General features: G+C 61.4%; 16 protein-coding genes. 13 read left to right on the top strand and 3 right to left on the bottom strand.

All coding sequences use genetic code 11. From position 1 onward, the window contains the following. Positions 1-2: 2 nt before the first annotated feature. The 10 genes from PPTH39_RS04195 to PPTH39_RS04145 all read left to right on the top strand — a co-directional run bounded on the left by PPTH39_RS04195 (position 3) and on the right by PPTH39_RS04145 (position 11,860). Entirely contained in the window at positions 3-1,154 is a 1,152-nt protein-coding gene (locus PPTH39_RS04195; RefSeq protein WP_130871653.1) for an acetyl-CoA C-acetyltransferase, read from the top strand. Between the two features lie 10 nt (positions 1,155-1,164). Beyond that, positions 1,165-2,043 carry an SDR family oxidoreductase gene (locus tag PPTH39_RS04190; protein WP_095018872.1) on the top strand — a complete coding sequence of 293 codons (879 nt, stop codon included), beginning with the start codon at positions 1,165-1,167 and terminating at the stop codon, positions 2,041-2,043. Positions 2,044-2,131: 88 nt separating this feature from the next. Further along, a complete protein-coding gene (locus PPTH39_RS04185) occupies positions 2,132-2,917 on the top strand; it encodes an SDR family oxidoreductase (protein ID WP_130871652.1) in 786 nt (261 codons plus the stop codon). A 10-nt stretch (positions 2,918-2,927) separates the two neighbouring features. After that, on the top strand, positions 2,928-3,398 hold the full coding sequence (locus PPTH39_RS04180) for a MaoC family dehydratase (RefSeq protein WP_095002416.1): 471 nt from the start codon (positions 2,928-2,930) through the stop codon (positions 3,396-3,398). 9 nt (positions 3,399-3,407) lie between these two features. After that, on the top strand, positions 3,408-4,616 hold the full coding sequence (locus PPTH39_RS04175; protein WP_130871651.1) for an acetyl-CoA C-acyltransferase: 1,209 nt from the start codon (positions 3,408-3,410) through the stop codon (positions 4,614-4,616). A gap of 146 nt (positions 4,617-4,762) precedes the next feature. Next, positions 4,763-6,859 carry a putative bifunctional diguanylate cyclase/phosphodiesterase gene (locus PPTH39_RS04170; RefSeq protein WP_095002418.1) on the top strand — a complete coding sequence of 699 codons (2,097 nt, stop codon included), beginning with the start codon at positions 4,763-4,765 and terminating at the stop codon, positions 6,857-6,859. A 66-nt stretch (positions 6,860-6,925) separates the two neighbouring features. Further along, positions 6,926-7,672 carry an SDR family oxidoreductase gene (locus PPTH39_RS04165; protein WP_095002419.1) on the top strand — a complete coding sequence of 249 codons (747 nt, stop codon included), beginning with the start codon at positions 6,926-6,928 and terminating at the stop codon, positions 7,670-7,672. Positions 7,673-7,849: 177 nt separating this feature from the next. Beyond that, entirely contained in the window at positions 7,850-8,350 is a 501-nt protein-coding gene (locus PPTH39_RS04155; RefSeq protein WP_095002420.1) for a sigma-70 family RNA polymerase sigma factor, read from the top strand. Further along, a complete protein-coding gene (locus PPTH39_RS04150; RefSeq protein ID WP_130871650.1) occupies positions 8,347-9,324 on the top strand; it encodes a FecR family protein in 978 nt (325 codons plus the stop codon). The genes PPTH39_RS04155 and PPTH39_RS04150 overlap by 4 nt, the downstream gene beginning before the upstream one ends. Before the next feature lie 100 nt (positions 9,325-9,424). Further along, positions 9,425-11,860 (top strand): TonB-dependent siderophore receptor, encoded by a 2,436-nt coding sequence (locus PPTH39_RS04145; RefSeq protein ID WP_130871649.1) that lies wholly within the window; start codon positions 9,425-9,427, stop codon positions 11,858-11,860. 30 nt (positions 11,861-11,890) lie between these two features. Here the strand turns inward: PPTH39_RS04145 and PPTH39_RS04140 are convergent, their stop codons facing one another. Beyond that, positions 11,891-13,135 carry a D-mannose isomerase gene (locus tag PPTH39_RS04140; RefSeq protein ID WP_130871648.1) on the bottom strand — a complete coding sequence of 415 codons (1,245 nt, stop codon included), beginning with the start codon at positions 13,133-13,135 and terminating at the stop codon, positions 11,891-11,893. A 92-nt stretch (positions 13,136-13,227) separates the two neighbouring features. Further along, on the bottom strand, positions 13,228-14,091 hold the full coding sequence (locus PPTH39_RS04135) for a LysR family transcriptional regulator (protein ID WP_095002424.1): 864 nt from the start codon (positions 14,089-14,091) through the stop codon (positions 13,228-13,230). A 176-nt stretch (positions 14,092-14,267) separates the two neighbouring features. Between PPTH39_RS04135 and hcnA the strand changes: the two genes are divergently transcribed. The 3 genes from hcnA to hcnC are packed head-to-tail and all read left to right on the top strand — an operon-like array spanning position 14,268 to position 17,237. Beyond that, positions 14,268-14,585 carry a cyanide-forming glycine dehydrogenase subunit HcnA gene (hcnA, locus tag PPTH39_RS04130; protein WP_095002425.1) on the top strand — a complete coding sequence of 106 codons (318 nt, stop codon included), beginning with the start codon at positions 14,268-14,270 and terminating at the stop codon, positions 14,583-14,585. Continuing rightward, positions 14,582-15,979 carry a cyanide-forming glycine dehydrogenase subunit HcnB gene (hcnB, locus tag PPTH39_RS04125; RefSeq protein WP_095027197.1) on the top strand — a complete coding sequence of 466 codons (1,398 nt, stop codon included), beginning with the start codon at positions 14,582-14,584 and terminating at the stop codon, positions 15,977-15,979. Before hcnA ends, hcnB begins: the two co-directional genes overlap by 4 nt. Before the next feature lies 1 nt (position 15,980). Continuing rightward, positions 15,981-17,237, top strand: a complete 1,257-nt coding sequence (hcnC, locus tag PPTH39_RS04120) for a cyanide-forming glycine dehydrogenase subunit HcnC (protein ID WP_130871647.1) — start codon at positions 15,981-15,983, stop codon at positions 17,235-17,237. A 57-nt stretch (positions 17,238-17,294) separates the two neighbouring features. Here the strand turns inward: hcnC and PPTH39_RS04115 are convergent, their stop codons facing one another. Further along, the gene (locus PPTH39_RS04115; protein WP_095024497.1) at positions 17,295-19,769 is read right to left on the bottom strand and encodes a TonB-dependent siderophore receptor; all 2,475 of its coding nucleotides are present in this window, start codon (positions 19,767-19,769) and stop codon (positions 17,295-17,297) included. Between the last annotated feature and the right edge of the window lie 76 nt (positions 19,770-19,845).

The following is a 19,845-nucleotide window of genomic DNA, read 5'->3' as shown; positions in this document are numbered from 1 at the left end:
CGATGCCTGAAGCCTATATTGTTGATGCATTGCGCAGCCCCACCGGCAAGCGCAAGGGCGGCCTGGCCCACGTGCATGCCATCGACCTCGGCGCCCATGTGCTCAAGGTACTGGTGGAGCGCAACGCAATTCCGGCCGACGAATATGACGACGTGATTTTTGGGTGTGTCGACACCATCGGCTCCCAGGCCGGTGATATCGCCCGCACCAGCTGGCTGGCCGCCGGTTTGCCGCTGAACGTGCCGGGCACCACCATCGATCGCCAGTGCGGTTCGTCACAACAGGCGCTGCACTTCGCCGCGCAGGCGGTGATGAGTGGCACCCAGGATGTGATTGCCGTGGGTGGTGTGCAAACCATGACCCAGATTCCGATTTCCTCGGCGATGCTGGCCGGGCAGACACTGGGCTTTGCCGACCCGTTCTCTGGCAGCAAGGGCTGGCAAGCGCGCTTTGGCAAACAGCCGGTCAACCAGTTCTACGCTGCCCAGCGCATCGCCGATCACTGGGGGATCAGCCGCCAGGACATGGAAGCCTATGCCCTGGAGAGCCATCGCCGGGCGCTGGCCGCCATGGCCGACGGCCGTTTCGTCAACGAAATCGTGCCCTGTGAAGGGGTAAGGGACGACGAAACACCGCGCCAAACCAGCCTGGCCAAAATGGCCGAACTGGAGCCGGTGTTTGCCGAGTTTGCGTCGATCACCGCTGCGGTATCCAGCCAGACCTGCGATGCCTCGGCCGCCTTGCTGGTGGTCTCCGAGGCGGCGCTCAAACGCTACAACCTCACGCCACGGGCGCGGATCCATCACCTGTCGGTGTTGGGCGACGACCCGATCTGGCACCTCAGGGCCCCGATTGCCGCCACCCGTGCCGCACTGAAAAAGGCTGGCATGGGCATGCAGGACATTGACCTTGTTGAAATCAACGAAGCCTTCGCCTCGGTGGTGATGGCCTGGGCCAAGGAGCTGGATTTCGACCCGGCCAGGACCAACGCCAACGGCGGTGCAATTGCTCTCGGCCATCCGTTGGGGGCAAGCGGTGCACGGTTGATGACCGGCCTGCTCAACCAGCTTGAGCACAGCGGTGGCCGCTACGGTTTGCAGACCATGTGCGAAGGCGGCGGTCAAGCCAACGTGACGATTATTGAACGCCTCTAGGAGCAACGACATGGCAATTTGTGCAGAACGTACCGTCATCATTACCGGCGCGGGCGGCGGTTTGGGCCGCGCTTACGCGCTGGCGTTCGCCGGGCAGGGCGCCAATGTGGTGGTCAACGATATTCGTCGCGAAGCCGCCGAAGAGGTCGTGGCAGAAATCCTCCAGGCCGGTGGGCAGGCCATTGCCAATGCCGATGACATCACTACCCTGGCCACGGCACAGCACATCGTCGACGCCGCCCTGGCCGCGTTTGGCGAAGTGCATGTGCTGGTCAACAACGCCGGAATCCTGCGTGACCGCATGTTTATCAGCCTCGCTGAAGAGGACTGGGATGCGGTCATGCGTGTGCATCTCAAGGGGCATTTTTGCCTGGCCAATATCCTCGGCAAGCGCTGGCGCGACCTGGCCAAGGCCGGCCGGCCGGTGGCGGCACGGATCATCAATACCAGTTCCGGCGCGGGCCTGCAGGGGTCGGTGGGGCAGTCCAACTACAGCGCAGCCAAAGGCGGGATTGCCGCGCTGACCCTGGTGCAGGCAGCCGAGCTGGGGCGCTACGGCGTGACGGCCAATGCCCTGGCGCCGGCGGCGCGGACCTCGATGACCGAAAGCGCGATGCCGGACATGGTGAAAAAACCTGAAGACGGTGGCTTTGATTCATGGGCACCGGAAAACGTCGCGCCGCTGGTGGTATGGCTGGGCAGCGAACTGTCGGGGGATGTTACCGGGCAGATCATCGAAAGCCAGGGTGGGCGATTGTCCCTGGGCGATGGCTGGCGCACCGGGGTGACCCGCGACAAGGGCGCGCAATGGCAACCCGAAGAAGTGGGGGTTGCCCTGGGCCAGATTCTGGCCGAAGCGCCTGCACCGCAGCGGGTGTGGGGTAGCTGATACCGCTGGCCCTCACCCCAACCCCTCCCTTTGGAAGAGGGCCAGGGTGAGGGGCTTTTGATTTGCCGCTTAACAAGAGAATTCAACCATGAGACAAGCACCTCCCTATGTCCCCGGCCACCAGTTACTGGCTGGCAAGTCGATTTTGATCACTGCCGCAGCCGGCGCCGGTATCGGTTATGCCGCGGCCAAACGCTGCGCGGAAGAGGGCTGTCGCGCCCTGATGATTTCCGATATCCACCCGCGTCGTCTCGAAGAGGCAGTCGAGCGGCTAAAGGCCGAAACCGGCTTGCAGGCGGTCTACGGGCAGCTGTGCAACGTCACCGTCGAAGCCGACGTGCAAGCCCTGGTCGCCGCCGCTGAGGAGGCGCTGGGCGGTGTCGATGTGCTGATCAACAACGCCGGGCTTGGCGGTCAGGTACGCCTGACCGAAATGACCGATGAGCAGTGGTCGTCGGTACTGGATATCACCCTGACCGGCACCATGCGCATGACTCGCGCCATGCTCCCGCATATGGAGCGCCGTGGCGCCGGAGCCATCGTCAACAACGCCTCGGTACTGGGCTGGCGCGCGCAAAAGGAGCAGGCCCATTACGCTGCGGCCAAGGCCGGAGTCATGGCCCTGACCCGCTGCAGCGCCCTGGAAGCCGCCGAAAACGGCGTGCGGATCAACGCTGTGGCGCCGTCGATCGCCCTGCACGACTTTCTGAAAAAAGCCGCCAGCATCGAATTGCTCGACCAGCTCACCAGCCGCGAAGCCTTTGGCCGCGCCGCCGAAGTGTGGGAAGTGGCCAATGTCATGGTGTTTCTGGCCAGTGACTATGCCTCGTACATGGTCGGCGAAGTGCTGCCCGTCAGCTCGCAACACGCGTGAGGAACAGAGCATGAGCACAGTTTTCAGCAGCACCGGGCAGTTGCTGGCGGCCGAGGGCATGGATCTGGGGCGCACAGACTGGCTGCTGCTGACCCAGGAACGGATCAACCTGTTTGCCGAAGCCACGGGCGATCACCAGTGGATCCATGTCGACCCTCAGCGCGCCGCCACCGGGCCATTTGGCGCCTGCATCGCCCATGGTTACCTGACCCTGGCCCTGGCCAATCTGTTTATGCCGCAACTGATGCAGTTCGAGAACCTGGCCATGGGCGTCAACTACGGCAGTGACCGGCTGCGCTTCCCTGCGCCGGTCAAGGTCGGTTCGCGGATTCGCGGCCATGGCCAGTTGGTACGGGTCGAGATGCAGGGCCAGGCCGTGCAGGCTGTAGTGCGCATGAGCGTCGAAATCGAGGGCAGCGAACGCCCCGGCTGCGTGGTGGACACCATCAGCCGCTACACCTTCAACCCCCTTGAACAGTGAGCCTTGAACATGAATTTGAATGACGTTGTGATCGTATCCACCGCCCGCACTGCCTTGACCAAATCCTTTCGTGGCTCGTTCAACGATACCGAGGCGCCTGTGCTGGGCGGTCACGTGGTGCGTGCCGTGGTCGAGCGCGCGGGTATCGAGCCGGGTTCAGTGGAAGACGTGATCATGGGTGCCGCCGCCCAGCAGGGCACTCAGAGTTACAACATCGGCCGCCTGTGTGCGTACACCGGCGGTTTGCCCGATACTGTGCCGGGCATGGCGCTCGATCGCATGTGCGCCTCGGGCCTGATGAGTATCGGCGTGGCGGCCAATGGCATCATGACCGGCGAAATGAAGATTGCCGTGGCCGGTGGCGTGGAGTCATTGTCGCTGACCCAGAACAAGTACAAAAACACCTACCGCGCCCAGTCCGAGGCCGTGCTTGAGTGCATGCCGACGGCTTATATTCCGATGCTCGAAACAGCCGAAATCGTGTCGCGGCGCTACAACATCAGCCGCGAGGTACAGGATCAGTATGCGTTGCAGAGCCAGCAACGTACTGCCGCCGCCCAGGCTGAGGGCCTGTTTACCGATGAGATCGTGCCCTTGGCGGCGCGCAAGCTGTGCTTTGACAAGGAAGGCAAACCCGCCGGTCATCAGGACGTGATCGCGGACCGTGACGAGTGCAACCGTCCCTCTACCACCCTTGAAGACCTGTCGACCCTCAAACCGGTGTGGAAAGACGGCAAGTGGATTGAACAGGGTGAGTTCATCACGGCAGGCAACGCCTCGCAGTTTTCCGATGGGGCCGCTGCGGTATTGCTGATGAGTCGTGCCGAAGCCAGGCAGCGCGGTATCGAAGCGCTGGGCGTGTATCGCGGGATTGCCGTGAGTGGTTGTGCACCGGAGGAAATGGGCATTGGTCCGGTGTATGCGATTCCCAAGTTGCTCAAACGTTTTGGCCTGACCGTTGCGGATATTGACCTCTGGGAGATCAACGAAGCGTTCGCCTGTCAGGTGGTGCATTGCCGTGACTTTCTGCAGATCCCCAATGACCGCCTGAACGTCAATGGCGGGGCGATAGCCATTGGTCATCCGTTCGGCATGTCGGGTGCACGGATGGTGGGTCACAGCCTGCTCGAAGGTCGCCGCCGTGGTGCGCGGTTTGTCGTGGTTGCCATGTGCATTGGCGGCGGGATGGGGGCGGCGGGGTTGTTTGAGCTGAGCTGAAGGCAGGGGGACAGTTTCTTTGTGGGAGCGGGCATGGAGCTTAAGGATTTAGTCGCGCGGATAGGTGCGTAAATGCAGGGAAGCAGTACAATTGCGCTTCTTTACCGGGCATGGACGCTGTTCGGCATCTGTTCACGAGTAGGCCCATGGTTTCCGCTAGTTACTCCCCCGCGCTGGTCCTGATTTCCCTGTGTGTGGCCATTCTGGCCTCTTATACCGCTCTTGACCTGAGTGGTCGCATCGCCACGGCGCGCGGCCGTACCCAGTACCTGTGGATTGCCGGCGGTGCACTGGCAATGGGCTTTGGCGTGTGGTCGATGCACTTTATCGGCATGCTCGCGTTGCAGTTGCCACTGGCGCTGGGCTACGACCTGGGGCTGACCCTGTGGTCATTGCTGGTTGCCATCCTGTCTTCGGGCTTTGCCTTGTGGCTGGTCAGCCAGCCGCGTTTGCCGGCGCTGCAGTTGTTGTTTGGCGCCCTGATCATGGGCGCGGGCATCAGCGCCATGCACTACAGCGGCATGGCCGCGTTGCGCATGCAGCCGGGCATCGATTACGACCCGGCACTGTTTGGCCTGTCGCTGGTGATTGCGGTGGGGGCCTCGGCGGCCGCGTTGTCGATCGCGTTTCGTCTGCGCCGGCAAACCCCTTACGTGCGGCTGATGCGCGGTGGTGCTGCGGTAATCATGGGGCTGGCGATTGTCGGCATGCATTACACCGGCATGGCTGCAGCCAATTTCCCCATCGGCAGTTTTTGCGGTGCCGCCATCGACGGTCTGAGCGGTAACGGCCTGGACAATCTGGTACTGGTGTCCAGCCTGGCGGTATTGGTCATCGCCTTGCTGACCTCTATTTTTGATGCCCGCCTCGATGCCCGTACAGCTGCGCTGGCGGACTCCCTGACCCTGGCCAACGAAGAGCTGACCCAACTGGCGCTGCACGACACCCTGACCGGGTTGCCCAACCGCATCCTGCTGGCTGACCGTATCGGTCAGGCGATGAGCAAGGTGGCGGAGCAGGGCGGCTGCTTCTCGCTGATGTTTATCGACCTCGATGGCTTCAAGCCGGTCAACGATGCCTTTGGTCATCATCTGGGCGACCGTTTGCTGCGCGAGGTGGCCTTGCGCCTGCGCGAGCAGTTGCGCAGCCAGGACACCCTGGCGCGTATTGGCGGCGACGAATTTGTGCTGCTGGTGCGTCTGCTGGAGCCTGATGACGCACCGCAAGTGGCAGCGCGGCAGGTGGGTCTGTTGTCCAGGGCGTTCCGGGTCGATGAGCATGAGCTGCTGATCTCCGCCAGTGTCGGTATCGCCCTGTACCCCGGCAATGGCCTGACCGCTGAAGAGCTGCTGATGAACGCCGATGCGGCGATGTATCACGCCAAGGGCGCGGGCAAAAATGGCTACAGCTTTTTCGACGCATCGATGAACACCAATGCCCGCAAGCAATTGCAGCTGCTGCAGGACTTGCGTCAGGCCCTGGAGCTGCAGCAGTTTCGCCTGCACTACCAGCCCAAGTTCGACGCCAGCAACAGCCGGCCGGTGGGGGCCGAAGCGCTGTTGCGCTGGGAGCATCCGCAGCAAGGGTTGCTGCTGCCGGAAAATTTTATCGACCTGGCGGAAAAAACCGGCCTGATCATCCCCATTGGTGACTGGGTGCTCAATGAAGCCTGCCGCCAGATGCGCATCTGGTTCGATCAGGGCTATAGCCACTGGCGTATTGCGGTCAACCTGTCGGCATTGCAGTTCTGCTATTCAGGGCTGGTTGACAGCGTGGTCGCGGCGCTCGAGCGTCATCGGTTACCGGCCAACAGCCTGACCCTGGAAATCACCGAAACCACCGCCATGAGCGATGCCGATGCGAGCATGGTGGTGTTGCAGCGGTTGTCGCAAATGGGCGTGGACCTGTCCATCGATGACTTTGGCACTGGCTATTCCAGCCTGATGTACCTCAAACGCCTGCCCGCCAATGAACTGAAAATCGACCGCGGTTTTGTGCGCGACCTGGAGCACGACAGCGACGATGCGGCGATTGTCTCGGCCATTGTCGCGCTGGGCCAGGCCCTGGGTTTGCGTATCGTCGCCGAAGGGGTGGAGACCGATACCCAGCAAAGTTTTTTAACCACGCTTGGCTGTGATGCCCTGCAAGGTTTTCTGCTGGGCGAGCCGCTGCCGGCGGAGCAATTCATGGCCGATATCCAAGGTGCCGAACCCGCCGGGCCGGGCAACAAAACAGCGACCTGACAAAACCGGGCCTTCGCGGTTATTCTGACAGCCAGATTTGGATCGGTGTAAGGGGAACACGTATTTATGGATAAAGTCATCGTGATCACCGGCGGCAGCCGCGGCATAGGCGCTGCCACGGCCTTGCTGGCTGCAAAGCAGGGTTATCGGATCTGCATCAACTACCTGACCGATGATGCTGCGGCCCATGAGGTGCTGGCGCAGGTTCGCGCCATGGGCGCCAAGGCCATTGCCGTGCGTGCCGATGTCAGCGACGAAGAGGAAATCATTCGCCTGTTTCTCGAAGTTGACGAACAGTTGGGGCCTGTTACCGCGCTGGTCAACAACGCCGGCACCGTGGGGCTCAAATCGCGGGTCGACGAGCTGACCGACCTGCGCATCATGCACACCCTGAAAACCAATGTGCTGGGGCCCATTCTGTGTGCCAAGCATGCCGTGCTGCGCATGTCGCCACGTTACGGCGGGCAGGGCGGTAATATCGTCAACGTGTCGTCGGTGGCGGCCCGCCTGGGTTCGCCCGGTGAATACGTCGATTACGCCGCCTCCAAGGGCGCGCTGGACACTTTCACCCTGGGGCTGTCCAAGGAACTGGCGGGCGAGGGGATCCGGGTCAACGCGGTGCGGCCGGGCTATATCTTCACCGATTTTCACGCCTTGAGCGGCGATCCGGGCCGGGTCAGCAAACTTGAACCTATCATCCCCATGGGGCGTGGCGGGCGGCCGGAAGAAGTGGCCGAAGCCATTGTATGGCTGCTGTCGGACAAGGCGTCGTATACCACCGGCACTTTTCTCGACCTGGGCGGCGGGCGCTGAAGATCGTGCTTTTGTGGGAGCGGGCTTGCTCGCGATGGCATCAGCGCGGTCAGGCTGAGTAACCGCGCCGCCTGCATCGCGGGCAAGCCCGCTCCCACATGGCTTGCATTTATGCTTGATCCGACGATAATGCGACTTATTGCTGTTTAAGTATGGTTATCTATCGTGTCGAGTCCTGTGGATCCCCAAAGGCTGCTGGCCAGTCTATATCACGACAATCACGCGTGGCTGCGCGGCTGGTTGTCGCGACAGGTACGATGCCCGCAGGATGCGGCCGATCTGGCCCAGGACACATTTTTGCGCGCTTGGGATGCCCGCCAACTGGAACGTATCCAGGAGCCTCGGGCTTACCTGAGTACCGTTGCCCGGCGCTTGCTCTGCTCACTGTGGCGGCGGCGCAAGCTTGAGCAAGCCTATCTCGACCAACTGGCCGAGCTGCCACTGGCCTACGCACCTTCTGCAGAAGACATTGCCCTGGTCCGTGAGGCGATCGAAGCCATTGATTGCCTGCTCGAAGGTTTGCCATCGCGGGTCAAGCGCGCCTTTTTGCTCAATCGTCTTGAAGGTATGCCCCAGCAGGCCATTGCCGAGCAACTGGGCGTATCCCTGGCCACCGTTGAGCGCGACTTGCGCCGCGCTTTTGTTCATTGCCTGTCGCAAACGGCGGAGAGCCCATGAGTACAGCCAAGGTTGACCCGACCACCCGTGCCGCCATTGACTGGATGCTGCGCCTCGAGTCCGGCCAGGCCTGCCCGTCGGAGCGTCAGGTGTTCAAGGCGTGGCTGGCCGAAAACCCGGCACATCTGGCTGCGTGGCAGCGGGTCGCCGGGGTGCTCAAGGCTCCCGTAGCCGATCTGCAATCGGTTGAGCGGCGCAGCCCGGGGCAATTGCAGGCGGTACGTCGGGCGCTGCTGGCCGGTACATCACCATCGGGCAAAAAGACCCTGCAAGGCAGCCTGCTGCTGTTGGTGCTCGGCCTGGGTGCCGCGGGTCTGGTGGATCGCGTGACGCCCCTGACGGGGTTGACGGCCGATTACCAGACGGCCACCGGCGAGCGCAAAACCGTCGAACTGGCCGATGGCAGCCTGCTCACCCTCAACGCCCGCAGTGCGGTGGATATCGACTTCAATAGCGATAAGCGCCGGGTGCACCTGCGTGAAGGCGAGTTGCAGGTGGATGTGGCAGCCGACGCCCAGCGTCCTTTTGTGGTGAGCACTGCCCAGGGCCAGGTGCAAGCCCTTGGCACGCGCTTTATGGTGCGCCAGGGCAGCACTGAAAGCCTGGCCAGCGTGCAACAGCACAGCGTGCAGTTGCACACCCTGAGCGGTCAGCAACTCCACCTCGAAACCGGTCGGGCGGCGTCATTTACCGCCACCCGGATAGACGCGCAAACCCCGACATCCCGTAGCCAGCCCGACTGGCTCGCGGGCCGGGTCGAGCTGCACGACGAACCCCTGTCAGCCCTGGTCGAGGCGCTGCGGCCCTACCAGACCGGCATGCTGCGTATCAGCCCGGAAGCCGCGCGGGTGCGGGTATTCGGTGTATTCCCGCTGGACAACACCGCACACACCCTGAATACGCTGGCGCAAACCTTGCCGATCAAGATCACGCGCTATGGGCCGTGGCTGACCCTGATCGATGTGCGCCAGTAAAAACCAATGAATGCGAATTAATTGCAGATAAGGTGAGGGGAAAGGCTTTCTCGTTGGTCAAGGTTACAACTGCCTACCTTGCAACGAGAAAGGATGCCCCATGCCGTACGCCTATCCCAAAACCTGCCTGCTGGCGCTGGCCATCACCCTGAGCATTGGCGGTTACCCGCTGAGCGCGGTGGCCGAAACCCTGTCTGGCGAGCAAAATGCCACGCGTTTTTTTGACTTGCCTGCCGCGCCCCTGGGCGTGACCCTGAGCCGCATTGCCCGCGACAGCAACCTGACCCTGTCGGTGGCCCCGGCCTTGTTGCAGGGTAAAACCTCCGCGCCGGTCAATGGCATGTACACCCCGCAACAGGCCGCCGAACGCGCGCTGGTGGGCAGCGGGCTGGGCCTGGGCGTGACCGGTAGCGGTGCCTTGAGTGTCTACCCCAACGCCGGTGACGGGGTACTGAATCTGGGCGCAACCAACGTGTCTGCGCGTCTGGGTGAGGATGGTCGTGGCCATGTTGACGGCTTTGTCGCCACCCGTTCGGCCACCGCCACCAAGACCGACACACCGATCCTCGAGATTCCGCAAACCATCAACGTGGTCACTGCTGATCAGGTTGAAGTGCAGGGCGCCCACGATCTGACCCAGGCCCTGCGCTACACCCCGGGGCTGAGCACCAACGGCTATACCGACCGCAACACCATTGCCGATGAAATCACCAGCCGCGGTTTTGCCCCGACCCTGCTCTACCTTGATGGCGCCTATCTGCCTTCGGCGGGCAGCCTGGGCGGCACCCCGCAGATCGACCCCTACACCCTGGAGCGTATCGAAGTGCTCAAGGGGCCGTCCTCCGTTCTGTACGGGCAAAACCAGCCGGGGGGCATGATCAATATGGTGGCCAAGCGCCCGAGCACCGAGGCCAGGCATCAAATCAAGGTCGGCACCGGCAGCTTTGACCGTTACAACCTGGCCTTCGATACCACCGGCCCGCTGGATGAAGGCAAAACCCTGAGCTACCGGCTGATCGGCGTCGGCAACACCGGCAGCGAGCAAATCGACTACACGGAAGATTCCCGCATGCTGCTGGCGCCCAGTCTCACCTGGGCGCCGGATGACCGCAATGAACTGACGGTCTACGCGCAAGTGCAACGGGACGATGCCCTGGCCGACTACCAGTCCTTGCCGGCCGTGGGCAGTCTGTACCGCAACTCCCAAGGCAACAAGATAGATCGAGACTTCTTCTCGGGCGACTCGAAATGGAACGACTACAAGCGCGATCAATATGTGCTCGGCTACCAGTTTTCCCATGCCTTCAACGAGGTCATGACCTATCGCCAGAGCCTGAGCTACATCGACGTCAATGACCGTTACAAGGGCTTTTACCTGAACCGTTTCGTCACCGCCCCGGACGGCGCCACCGATACCCATGCCAGCCGCACCAAGCTCGACTGGCGCCAGCAAAACAGCTCTTATACTTTCGACAACCACCTGCAAAGTGACTTCACCACCGGGCCTGTGCAGCACACCCTGCTGGTGGGGCTCGACTACCGTGACTTCACCCGCAAGTTCCAGGGCTACAACCTGTCCGGCAGCGAGGTGATTGACCTCTACAACCCCACCAACTACCGCACCACGGGTGTGCCGACCCTGACTACCAAATGGGATAACAGGGTCAAGCAGACCGGTTTTTATGTGCAGGACCAGATCAAACTGAACAACTTTATCCTGACCATTGGCGGTCGCCAGGATTGGGCCAAGGTCGACAACAATGACTTGCTGGCCAACTCCCACGAGATCCAGAGCGATAGCAAGTTCACCGGGCGTGTGGGCCTGACCTATGTCACTTCGTTTGGTCTGGCGCCGTATATCAGTTACACCGAATCCTTTCTGCCTTCCGTGGGCACTGCGGCACCGGTCCGAGGTGGCAAGGCGTTCGTGCCCATGACGGGCAAGCAATATGAAGTGGGGGTCAAATACCAGCCCGATGAGAGCACTTTGCTCAGCGCCTCGGTATTTGAAATCACCCAGCAAAACGTCCTGACCGGTGACTTGCAGTACCAGGAGTATCAAATCCAGGAAGGCGAGGTCCGGTCGCGGGGGATCGAACTTGAAGGCAAAAGCAGTTTCAGCAACATCGACCTGATCGCCTCGCTGTCGTATCTGGACGTGTTCTACACCAAGTCCAACTATGGCAATGAAGGCAACCGCAGCGAGGCACAGGCACCCTGGGCAGCCAGCGTGTGGGCCGACTACCACTTCACCGGACAGGCCCTGGCGGGCGTGACCCTGGGCGGCGGTGCACGTTATACCGGGAAAAACTTCGGCGACTCGGACAACACTTTCAAGACGCCGTCGTTTGTGGTGTATGACGCAACGCTCAGCTATGACCTGGCGGCCCTGGATGCGAGCTTCAAGGGTGTCAGTACCCGGCTGAACGTGCAGAACCTGTTTGATCGAGAGTACGTGTCGTCGTGCAACTACAGCTTTGGCTGCTACTACGGCCAGCAGCGCACGGCGTCGCTGGAGGTCAAATACGATTGGTGAGGGAGCGCTCTGCTACGGGGGCGGGATTGCTCAGCGCCGCAGCTTGAGCGCGCTGGCCAGGCTGATAGCCAACGGCAAACGGGGCAGCAGCGTGGCCTGGTAAGCATGGTAAAGGTCCGGCTTGCCCGGCCAGATATTTTGCGAAGGCAGGTTGTCGATCCCCAGTTCGTGATGCCAGCTACCGTTCTGGCGGTCGATCATGTACAGGTCGATATAGTCCCAGAACTGTTGATACCAGACTTCGTATTCATGCTCGCCGCTGCGTTGCAACAACGCCGCCGCAGCTGCCGAGGCTTCGGCCAGGGTCCAGTGCAGACGCTCACGCACCAGCGGCTGGTGGTTCCAGTCCACGGTGTAGACGATTCCGCAGCCACCATCGACGTTCCAGCCGAACTGGCATGCACTGGCGAATAACCGCCGCGCGTCTTCCAGCAGCCATTCGGGCGCCGCCAGGCCGCGTTGCTTGCGGGCCGCCTCGAGGTGCAACAGCAGGCGCGCCCATTCGAAGGCGTGGCCGGGCGTTTTGCCGAACGGGCGAAAACCGTCTGCCGGGTTGTCCCGGTTGTAATCGGGCAATGGCTGCCACTGGCTGTCGAAATGCTCCACGGGCACGTAGCCGGATTGCGCTGCATGCTGGTGAACAAGCTTTTCGGCAATCGACAGGGCGCGATCGAGCCACAGGTCTTCATCGAGGACATCGGCCAGGGCCAGAAAAGCTTCGACACCGTGCATATTGCTGTTGGCCCCGCGATACGCCTCGCAGTCACTCCAGTCGCCAGCAAAGCTTTCCAGCAGGGCGCCTTCCGACCCGGACCAGAAATGACCTTCAAGTATTGCTACCGTATCGCCCAGCAACTCGGCAGAACCGCCGCGCCCGGCAACTGCAGCCGAGCTGGCGGCCAGGGCCACAAAGGCGTGCAGGTAGGCGTCTTTACGGGTATTGCCGTCTTCGGCGGCGGGGCGGGCAAACCAGCCGCCATGCACGGCATCACGCAGCGGCCCGGCCAGTGCGGCCAGACCGTGGTCGATCAGCGGCGCGCAACCGGGCAGGCCTTGAATATGGGCCAGGGAAAAACTGTGCACCATGCGTGCGGTGGTGATGGTGTCTGCCGGGGCGTTGTTCGGGCGGCGACCGAACGGGTCGAGCGCGGCGAAGCCGCAGGGCACGCGGGCGGCCTTGGCGAAATCCACCAGCGCCTGGCCCTGATCGCGCAGCCACTGTTGATGGATCGGCGATGTCAGCCAGCTTTCGTTGGCCCGGGTTAGGTCGGTCATGTGCCACCTGTATTGTTTTTATGGGTGATTCAACGCTCGCAGACTAAGGGATCTGGCACAAAGCTGAAAGCTTTCATCCGGCGCCTGGCGACTTAAATTTCCGGCTCCCGGGGCTGTGACCAGTCGCTGTCCTGTCTGACGATTTCGCGCAGCAGCGCGATGCCCTGTTGCAAGGCTGCGCAGTCACGCTCGCGGGAGTACACCAGGTAGGTGGGGTAGCTGAATTCCGGGGCCTTGGGCACCCGTTCCAGGGCACCGCTGTCCAGATAGCGCTCGACCACACGGGTGCGGAAGTAGCCGCTGCCGCCGTTGTCGAGGATGTAATGCAAGGCCACCGGGCCCAGGTTGAAGCTGATGGCCGCTCGCGCCCTGTCGGGCAGGGCGGCGTCATGCTGGCGGCGAAAACCCTCACCCCATTCGACGTATACATAAGGTTCAGGTTGTTCGGGGCGGCGGATCTGGATCAGTTTTTCCTCCAGCAACTGCTCCACTTGCACACCGGGCCAGTAGGCGGGCTGATAGACCAGTGCAGCATCCAGCAGGCCCATCTCGATCTGACGCAGTAATTGTTCGGCATCGCTGATTTGTATGCGCAAGGCATGAGTGGTGAGGTGCTGACGCAGGGCTTTGGCCCAGTTGAGGATCAGCGGGTTGCACAGGCTGACTTCCCCGCCGATATGCAGCAACTGATGCAAGCCTTCGGGGCGCGGCAGATCGCGCCGTGCGGCTTCCCAGGTGTGCAGCAACTGGTTGGCGTACACCACAAAGGCCTCGCCTTCGGGGGTGAGTTTTGCGCCGGCGCGGTTGCGGGTAAACAGGGTGACGCCGAGCAGGCTTTCGAGCTTGTGTACCCGTGCGGTCACGGCCGTCTGGGTAACGTGCAGCTTTTCGGCCGCGCCCACCAGGCTGCCGTAGCGGACAATTTCAAGGAAAGTACGGGCCAGGTCGAGGTCCATAAGCGCGCCAGTGTGCAAGGGGTTTGCAGTGTAAGGGTAATGGCTGGAAAACACATGAAACGCGACGTTTATTGGCACGCATCAATGTTTGTTTTCAGGAGCAGGCTAAGGTCGTCGGCCCTGGTACCCGGTGCCAGTGATTGACCGGGCAACACCACATAAAAAGGATGACAGACATGGATGACTTGAAGCGACAGTACGATATTCAACCCTTGAGGCAGGCCGACATGTCCATTCTGGTCAATGGTCAGCCAGTCAATGCCGCTCAAGGTGAAACCGTGCTCAGCGTGTTGAACTCAGTGGGTGTGCGGCAACTGTCGCGCAACGACCACGGGCGGATGACGGGCGCTTATTGCGGCATGGGCGTGTGCTACTGCTGCCTGGTGAATATCGATGGCAGGCACAAGCGTCGCGCCTGCCAGACCGTGGTAAAGCCCGGTATGCAGGTCGAGACCGGGATCAACCGCGTCGCCAGCCAGGAGCTGGTGCTATGAGCGCCCGTACGGTGATTGTCGGTGGCGGACCGGCAGGGATGTCGGCGGCAATAGAGCTGGCGCAGCATGGCGTGCAAAGCACGTTGTTCGAAGAAGCCTCGCGGCTGGGTGGTGTAGTTTATCGCGGGCCTTTGCGCGACGGTGTCGAACTCGACTATCTGGGAGAACGCTACAAGGCTGCGCTGCACAAGTTGCACGGCGAATTTTCGGTCATTGCCCACTCAGTGGATGTACGCCTCAACCATCGCGTTGTCGGCGGGCAAGGTCAGCAAAGCCTGCAAGTGCTGGATGAGCATGAGCAATTGCAGCAAATCGGCTTCGATCAACTGCTGCTGTCCGCTGGCTGCCATGAGCGCAGCGTGCCGTTCCCGGGTTGGACCACCCCGGGTGTGATCATGCTGGGTGGCCTGCAGCTGCAGATCAAAAGTGGTGTTGTCAAACCCCGTGGGCCGACGCTGATTGCGGGCACCGGGCCCTTGCTGATGCTGGTGGCGTGCCAGTTGCACGCAGCGGGTGTGGAAGTGGCCGGGGTATATGAAGCGTGCGAGTTTGGCCGCATTGCCAAGGAAAGCCTGGCGCTGCTCAACCAGCCCCAGTTGTTCCTCGACGGCCTGAGCATGCTGGTTTACCTCAAGCGCCATGGCGTGGCCGTGCATTACGGCTGGGGTGTGGTGCAGGCGTTTGGCGAAGGGGAACTGAGCGAAGTGATCGTGGCTCCCTATTCCAACACCTGGCAGGCCGACATGAGCCAGGCGCAGGCGGTGAAAGCCTGCACCCTGGCGGTGGGTTATGGCTTTATTCCACGCACTCAGCTCAGCCAGCAGATGGGTCTGGATCATGCTTACAACGTCGACGGTTATCTGGCGGCCAAAGCCGATAACTGGCAGCAGAGCAGTCAGGCATCAATCCACCTGGCCGGTGATGTCACGGGCATGCGCGGGGGCGAGGCAGCGATGCTCACGGGGCGGATTGGCGCGTTGTCGATCTTGCAGCAGCGTGGGGTCCTGAGTGCAAAGCAGGCGCTTGAACAGCGCCGCGAGTACCTGTCCAGGCTCAACACCCTCATGCGCTTTCGCGGCGGGATTGATCGTTATACCCGGCGCGGTACGCGCCAGATCGATCTGCCCCAGGCCGACACGGTGGTATGCCGTTGCGAGCATGTCACCCGCGCCGATATCGACCTTGCGCTCAGCCAGGGCGTGCAGGACATGGCCAGCCTTAAAATGCGTACACGCATCAGCATGGGCGACTGCCAGGGCCGCATGTGTGTCGGTTATTGCAGTGACCGCCTGCGTGAAGCCACCGGGCGCAAGGATGTGGGCTGGTTGCGCCCGCGATTCCCGCTGGAACCCGTGCCGTTTTCGGCTTTTATCAACGCGAGCAAGGATGCCTGACATGATCAAGACCTATGACGTGGTCATCGCCGGTGGCGGTGTTATTGGCGCCTCCTGTGCGTATCACCTGTCCCGGCGCAAGGATCTTAAAATAGCCCTGATCGACTGCAAGCGCCCCGGCAATGCCAGCCGCGCGTCGGCAGGCGGGCTGTGGGCCATCGGCGAGTCCGTGGGGCTGGGCTGCGGGGTGATTTTTTTTCGCATGATGTCTGCCGAACGCAAGCGTGAAGCCCGGGGTTCGGCCGTGATTGTCGACGCCAGTACCCCGCATATCCTGCCAGCGTGTTTTTTCGACTTTGCCCTGCAATCCAATGCCTTGTACCCCGGCTTGCACAAGGAACTGCTGGAAAACCACGGGATGGATTTCAAGTTCGAGCGCACCGGGCTCAAGTACGTGATTTATGACGATGAAGACCGGCTCTATGCCGAGCATATTGTCGCCAATATCCCGCATCTGGCCGATGAGGTGCGCTGGCTCGACCAGGCGGCCCTGCGCGAGGCGGAGCCGAGCGTCAGTCACGATGCGCAAGGTGCGCTGGAGTTTTTGTGCGATCACCAGGTGAGCCCGTTCCGGTTGACCGATGCCTACACCGAAGGGGCCCGGCAAAATGGAGTCGATCTGTACTTCAACACCAACGTCATCGAGGTCATGCGTCAGGGCAGCAAGGTGACCGGCGTGCGCACCGACAGCCAGGGCGCGTTCCACTGCAAAACCCTGATTAATGCCGCTGGCGCCTGGGCGGCAGAACTCAGCGTGATGGCCACTGACTTGAGTATCCCTGTGGCCCCGGTCAAGGGGCAGATTGTATTGACCGAGCGCATGCCCAAGTTGCTGAACGGCTGCCTGACCACCAGTGATTGCTACCTGGCGCAAAAGGACAACGGCGAAATCCTGATTGGCAGCACTACCGAAGACAAAGGCTTCGACGTGACCACCACCTTCCCTGAAATCACCGGGCTGGTACAGGGGGCGATGCGCTGTATTCCCGAACTCAAGGACGCCAACCTGAAGCGTACCTGGGCCGGGTTGCGGCCAGGCTCCCCCGATGAGCTGCCGATCCTGGGGCCCATGAAGGGGATTGAGGGGTATTTGAATGCCTGCGGGCATTTCCGTACCGGCATCCTGACTTCGGCGATCACCGGTGTCATGCTCGACGCACTGGTGCGGCAAGAGCCGCTGCCGCTGGAGGTCACGCCGTTTCTGGCGGAGCGTTTTGACTTGCAACCGGTGGCGCTGAAAAAAGCCGTGAGTGCCTGACACGGTCTGCTCGCGATGCGCTTGGCCTTCGCGAGCAGGCTCGTTGCCGCTGCTGACTTAGAAGGTGTACTTGGACGTCAGCATCAGGCTGCGTGGTTCGCCATAGTAGGTGGTGTTGAAGTTACCCAGCCCCGACAGGTACTTTTTATCGAACACGTTGTTGGCGTTGAGGTTAAACGTCAGGTGTTCGTTGTACTCGTAGCGGGTCATCAGGTTGACCAGCGCGTAGCTGTGCTGCTCGATGATGTCGTAGTCGCCCTTGGCATCGTTGTAGATCTTGCCGTAGAACGGGCTTTGCCAGTTCACGCCACCGCCCACGGTGACTTTGTTCAGCACCCCCGGCAGGCGGTAAGTGGTGAACAACCGCGCCACGTTTTCCGGCTTGGTGGTTTCCAGCGGGTAGCCGTAGACACGTTCGCCATCATCAGAGCGGGTGCGGGCGTAGGTGTAGCCGGCGATCAGGTTCCAGTCCGGCATCAGTTCACCGGCCAGTTCCAGCTCGATGCCGTTGGTGGTCGCACCATCAAGGGATTCATAAATGCCCAGGTTGGTGTTGGCGTTAGTGCCGACCTGAATCGGTACATTTTTCTGTTCGGTCCGGAACACGGCCGCACTGGCATTCAAACGGCCATCAAAGTACTCGCCCTTCAAACCGAGTTCGTAGCTGTTGCCTTCTGTGGGGGCCAGGGTGGCACCGGAACTGCTCTGCTCGGTAAGAGGTTTGTAGATCGAGGTGTAGCTGCCGTACACCGAATAGTTGTCGTTGATGTCGTAGACAACCCCGGCGTAGGGCGTCACCTCGCCGTGCTGTTTTGCCGTGGTCTTGTTGTCCTGGAACGTGCTGGTCTGCTCGTAGTACTTGTAGGTGCTGTTGTACTGGAAATCACTTACGCGGCTGCCAAGGATAATCGACCAGTCGTCTGCCGGCTTGAAGCGTGCGGCGATATAGGCGCTGTTTTGATTTTGGTTGGTTTCGTATTTGCCGTTTTTCGGGAAGTCCGGTCTCGGGTATTTGCCGTTCCAGTCAAAAATGCTGCTCGACAGCTCACGGAATTCGCTGCCGTCGAAGGTCGCGCCGGTCTGGCGGGAGGTCTGGGAGGTTGCGCCCACTACCAGTTCATGTTCGCGGCCAAACAGGGTAAACGGGCCGGTCGCATTGATATCGAAGGTGTTCTGGACGCGATGGCCTTCCCACTGGCCCCAGTAGAAGAACATGCCGTCACCCGTGACCGGATCTGGCATCCCGCCGCTGGCCGAACCCAGCAGGGTGTCGTGGTCGTTGGTTTGCTGGGTGAGGGTGCCTTTGACTTTCCAGTCATTGGCGAAACGGTGCTCCAGGGAGGCGAAGGTGGACTGGATCTGGACGTCGCGGCGGCTCCAGTCGGTGGCCGGGTTGAACGAGCGGCTGAAGTCGGTTTTGGTGTAGTTGGAGAAGTAATACGGGTTGCCGGTCCAGGACGAGCCGCGAGGTTTGATATTCTGGTAGTCCATGCCGAAGGTGAACAGGGTGTCGGGGGTGAGGTCGGCCTGGATGATGCCGTAGAACACGTCATTTTTACGTGAGTAGTGGTCGCGGTACGAGTCGGCATCCTGGTAAACCGCCACCATTCGCCCGCGCACGCTGCCATCGTCATTCAACGGCCCGGAGATATCACCTTCGGTGCGATAGTTGTCCCACGAGCCCGCACTGGCAGTGACCGATGCCTTGAAGTCGCGGGTCGGTTTTTTGCGAATCAGGTTGACCGTGGCCGACGGCTCGCCCGAGCCGGACAACAGGCCAGTAGCGCCCTTGACGATATCGACGCGGTCATACAGGGCCATATCGACCTTGGTCGCACCTTCATCGAACACGCCGTCATACAGGGTGTTGACCCCGTCGTACTGAAAGTTGGTGATGGCATAGCCGCGGGCCGAGTACTCCATGCGGTCGCTGTCGTAGGCCTGGGTGGAAATGCCCGGCGCGTTGCGCAGTACATCGCCGATGCTCTGTGCGGCTTGATCGTCCATCAGTTGGCGGGTGACTACTGTGACGGTCTGCGGGGTTTCGCGAATCGACAGCGGCAGTTTGGTCGAGCTGTTGCTGGCGCCGGTAGTATAGGAATGGGTGTCTTCGGTGGTCAGCGAGTCGCCCAGGCCCTGGCCTGTGACAGTGGTTGCACCCAGTTCCAGACCTTTGCCTTGGGGGGCGCTCAAAATCACCGTGTCGCCGTTGAGCTGATACGAGATGCCGCTGCCCTGCAGCAGTGACTCCAGTGCCTTGACCGGCTCCAGCGAACCGCTCACTGGACGCGACTTGATGCCTTGCACCTGATCCGGGCTGTAGAGGATCTGCAGGTTGGCCTGCTTGCCCAGTTCATTCAGCGCGCTGGCCAGGGCTTGCGACGGAATGTTCAGGGCCACCGGCGCCGCGCTGGCAAGGGATGCCCCCAGCATGACCGAGGCCATCAGGGCACTGGACAGCAAGGTGTGACGTACCGTCCGGCGTTGGGTGGCGATCGAAAGAGGGGTCCGGCTCAAGTTGGGTCGTTGCATCGCGTGCCTAGGCTCCGAAGTAAGAAATTTCATTCTTGTTAATAGGAATAGTTATTAGACGCAGCACGATTGATAA

Origin of the sequence: Pseudomonas bubulae (assembly GCF_900618535.1) — a bacterium.
Lineage (GTDB): Bacteria > Pseudomonadota > Gammaproteobacteria > Pseudomonadales > Pseudomonadaceae > Aquipseudomonas > Aquipseudomonas bubulae.
Note: the sequence above shows the minus strand (reverse complement) of the source record. Positions and strands in the feature narration are given on the sequence as shown.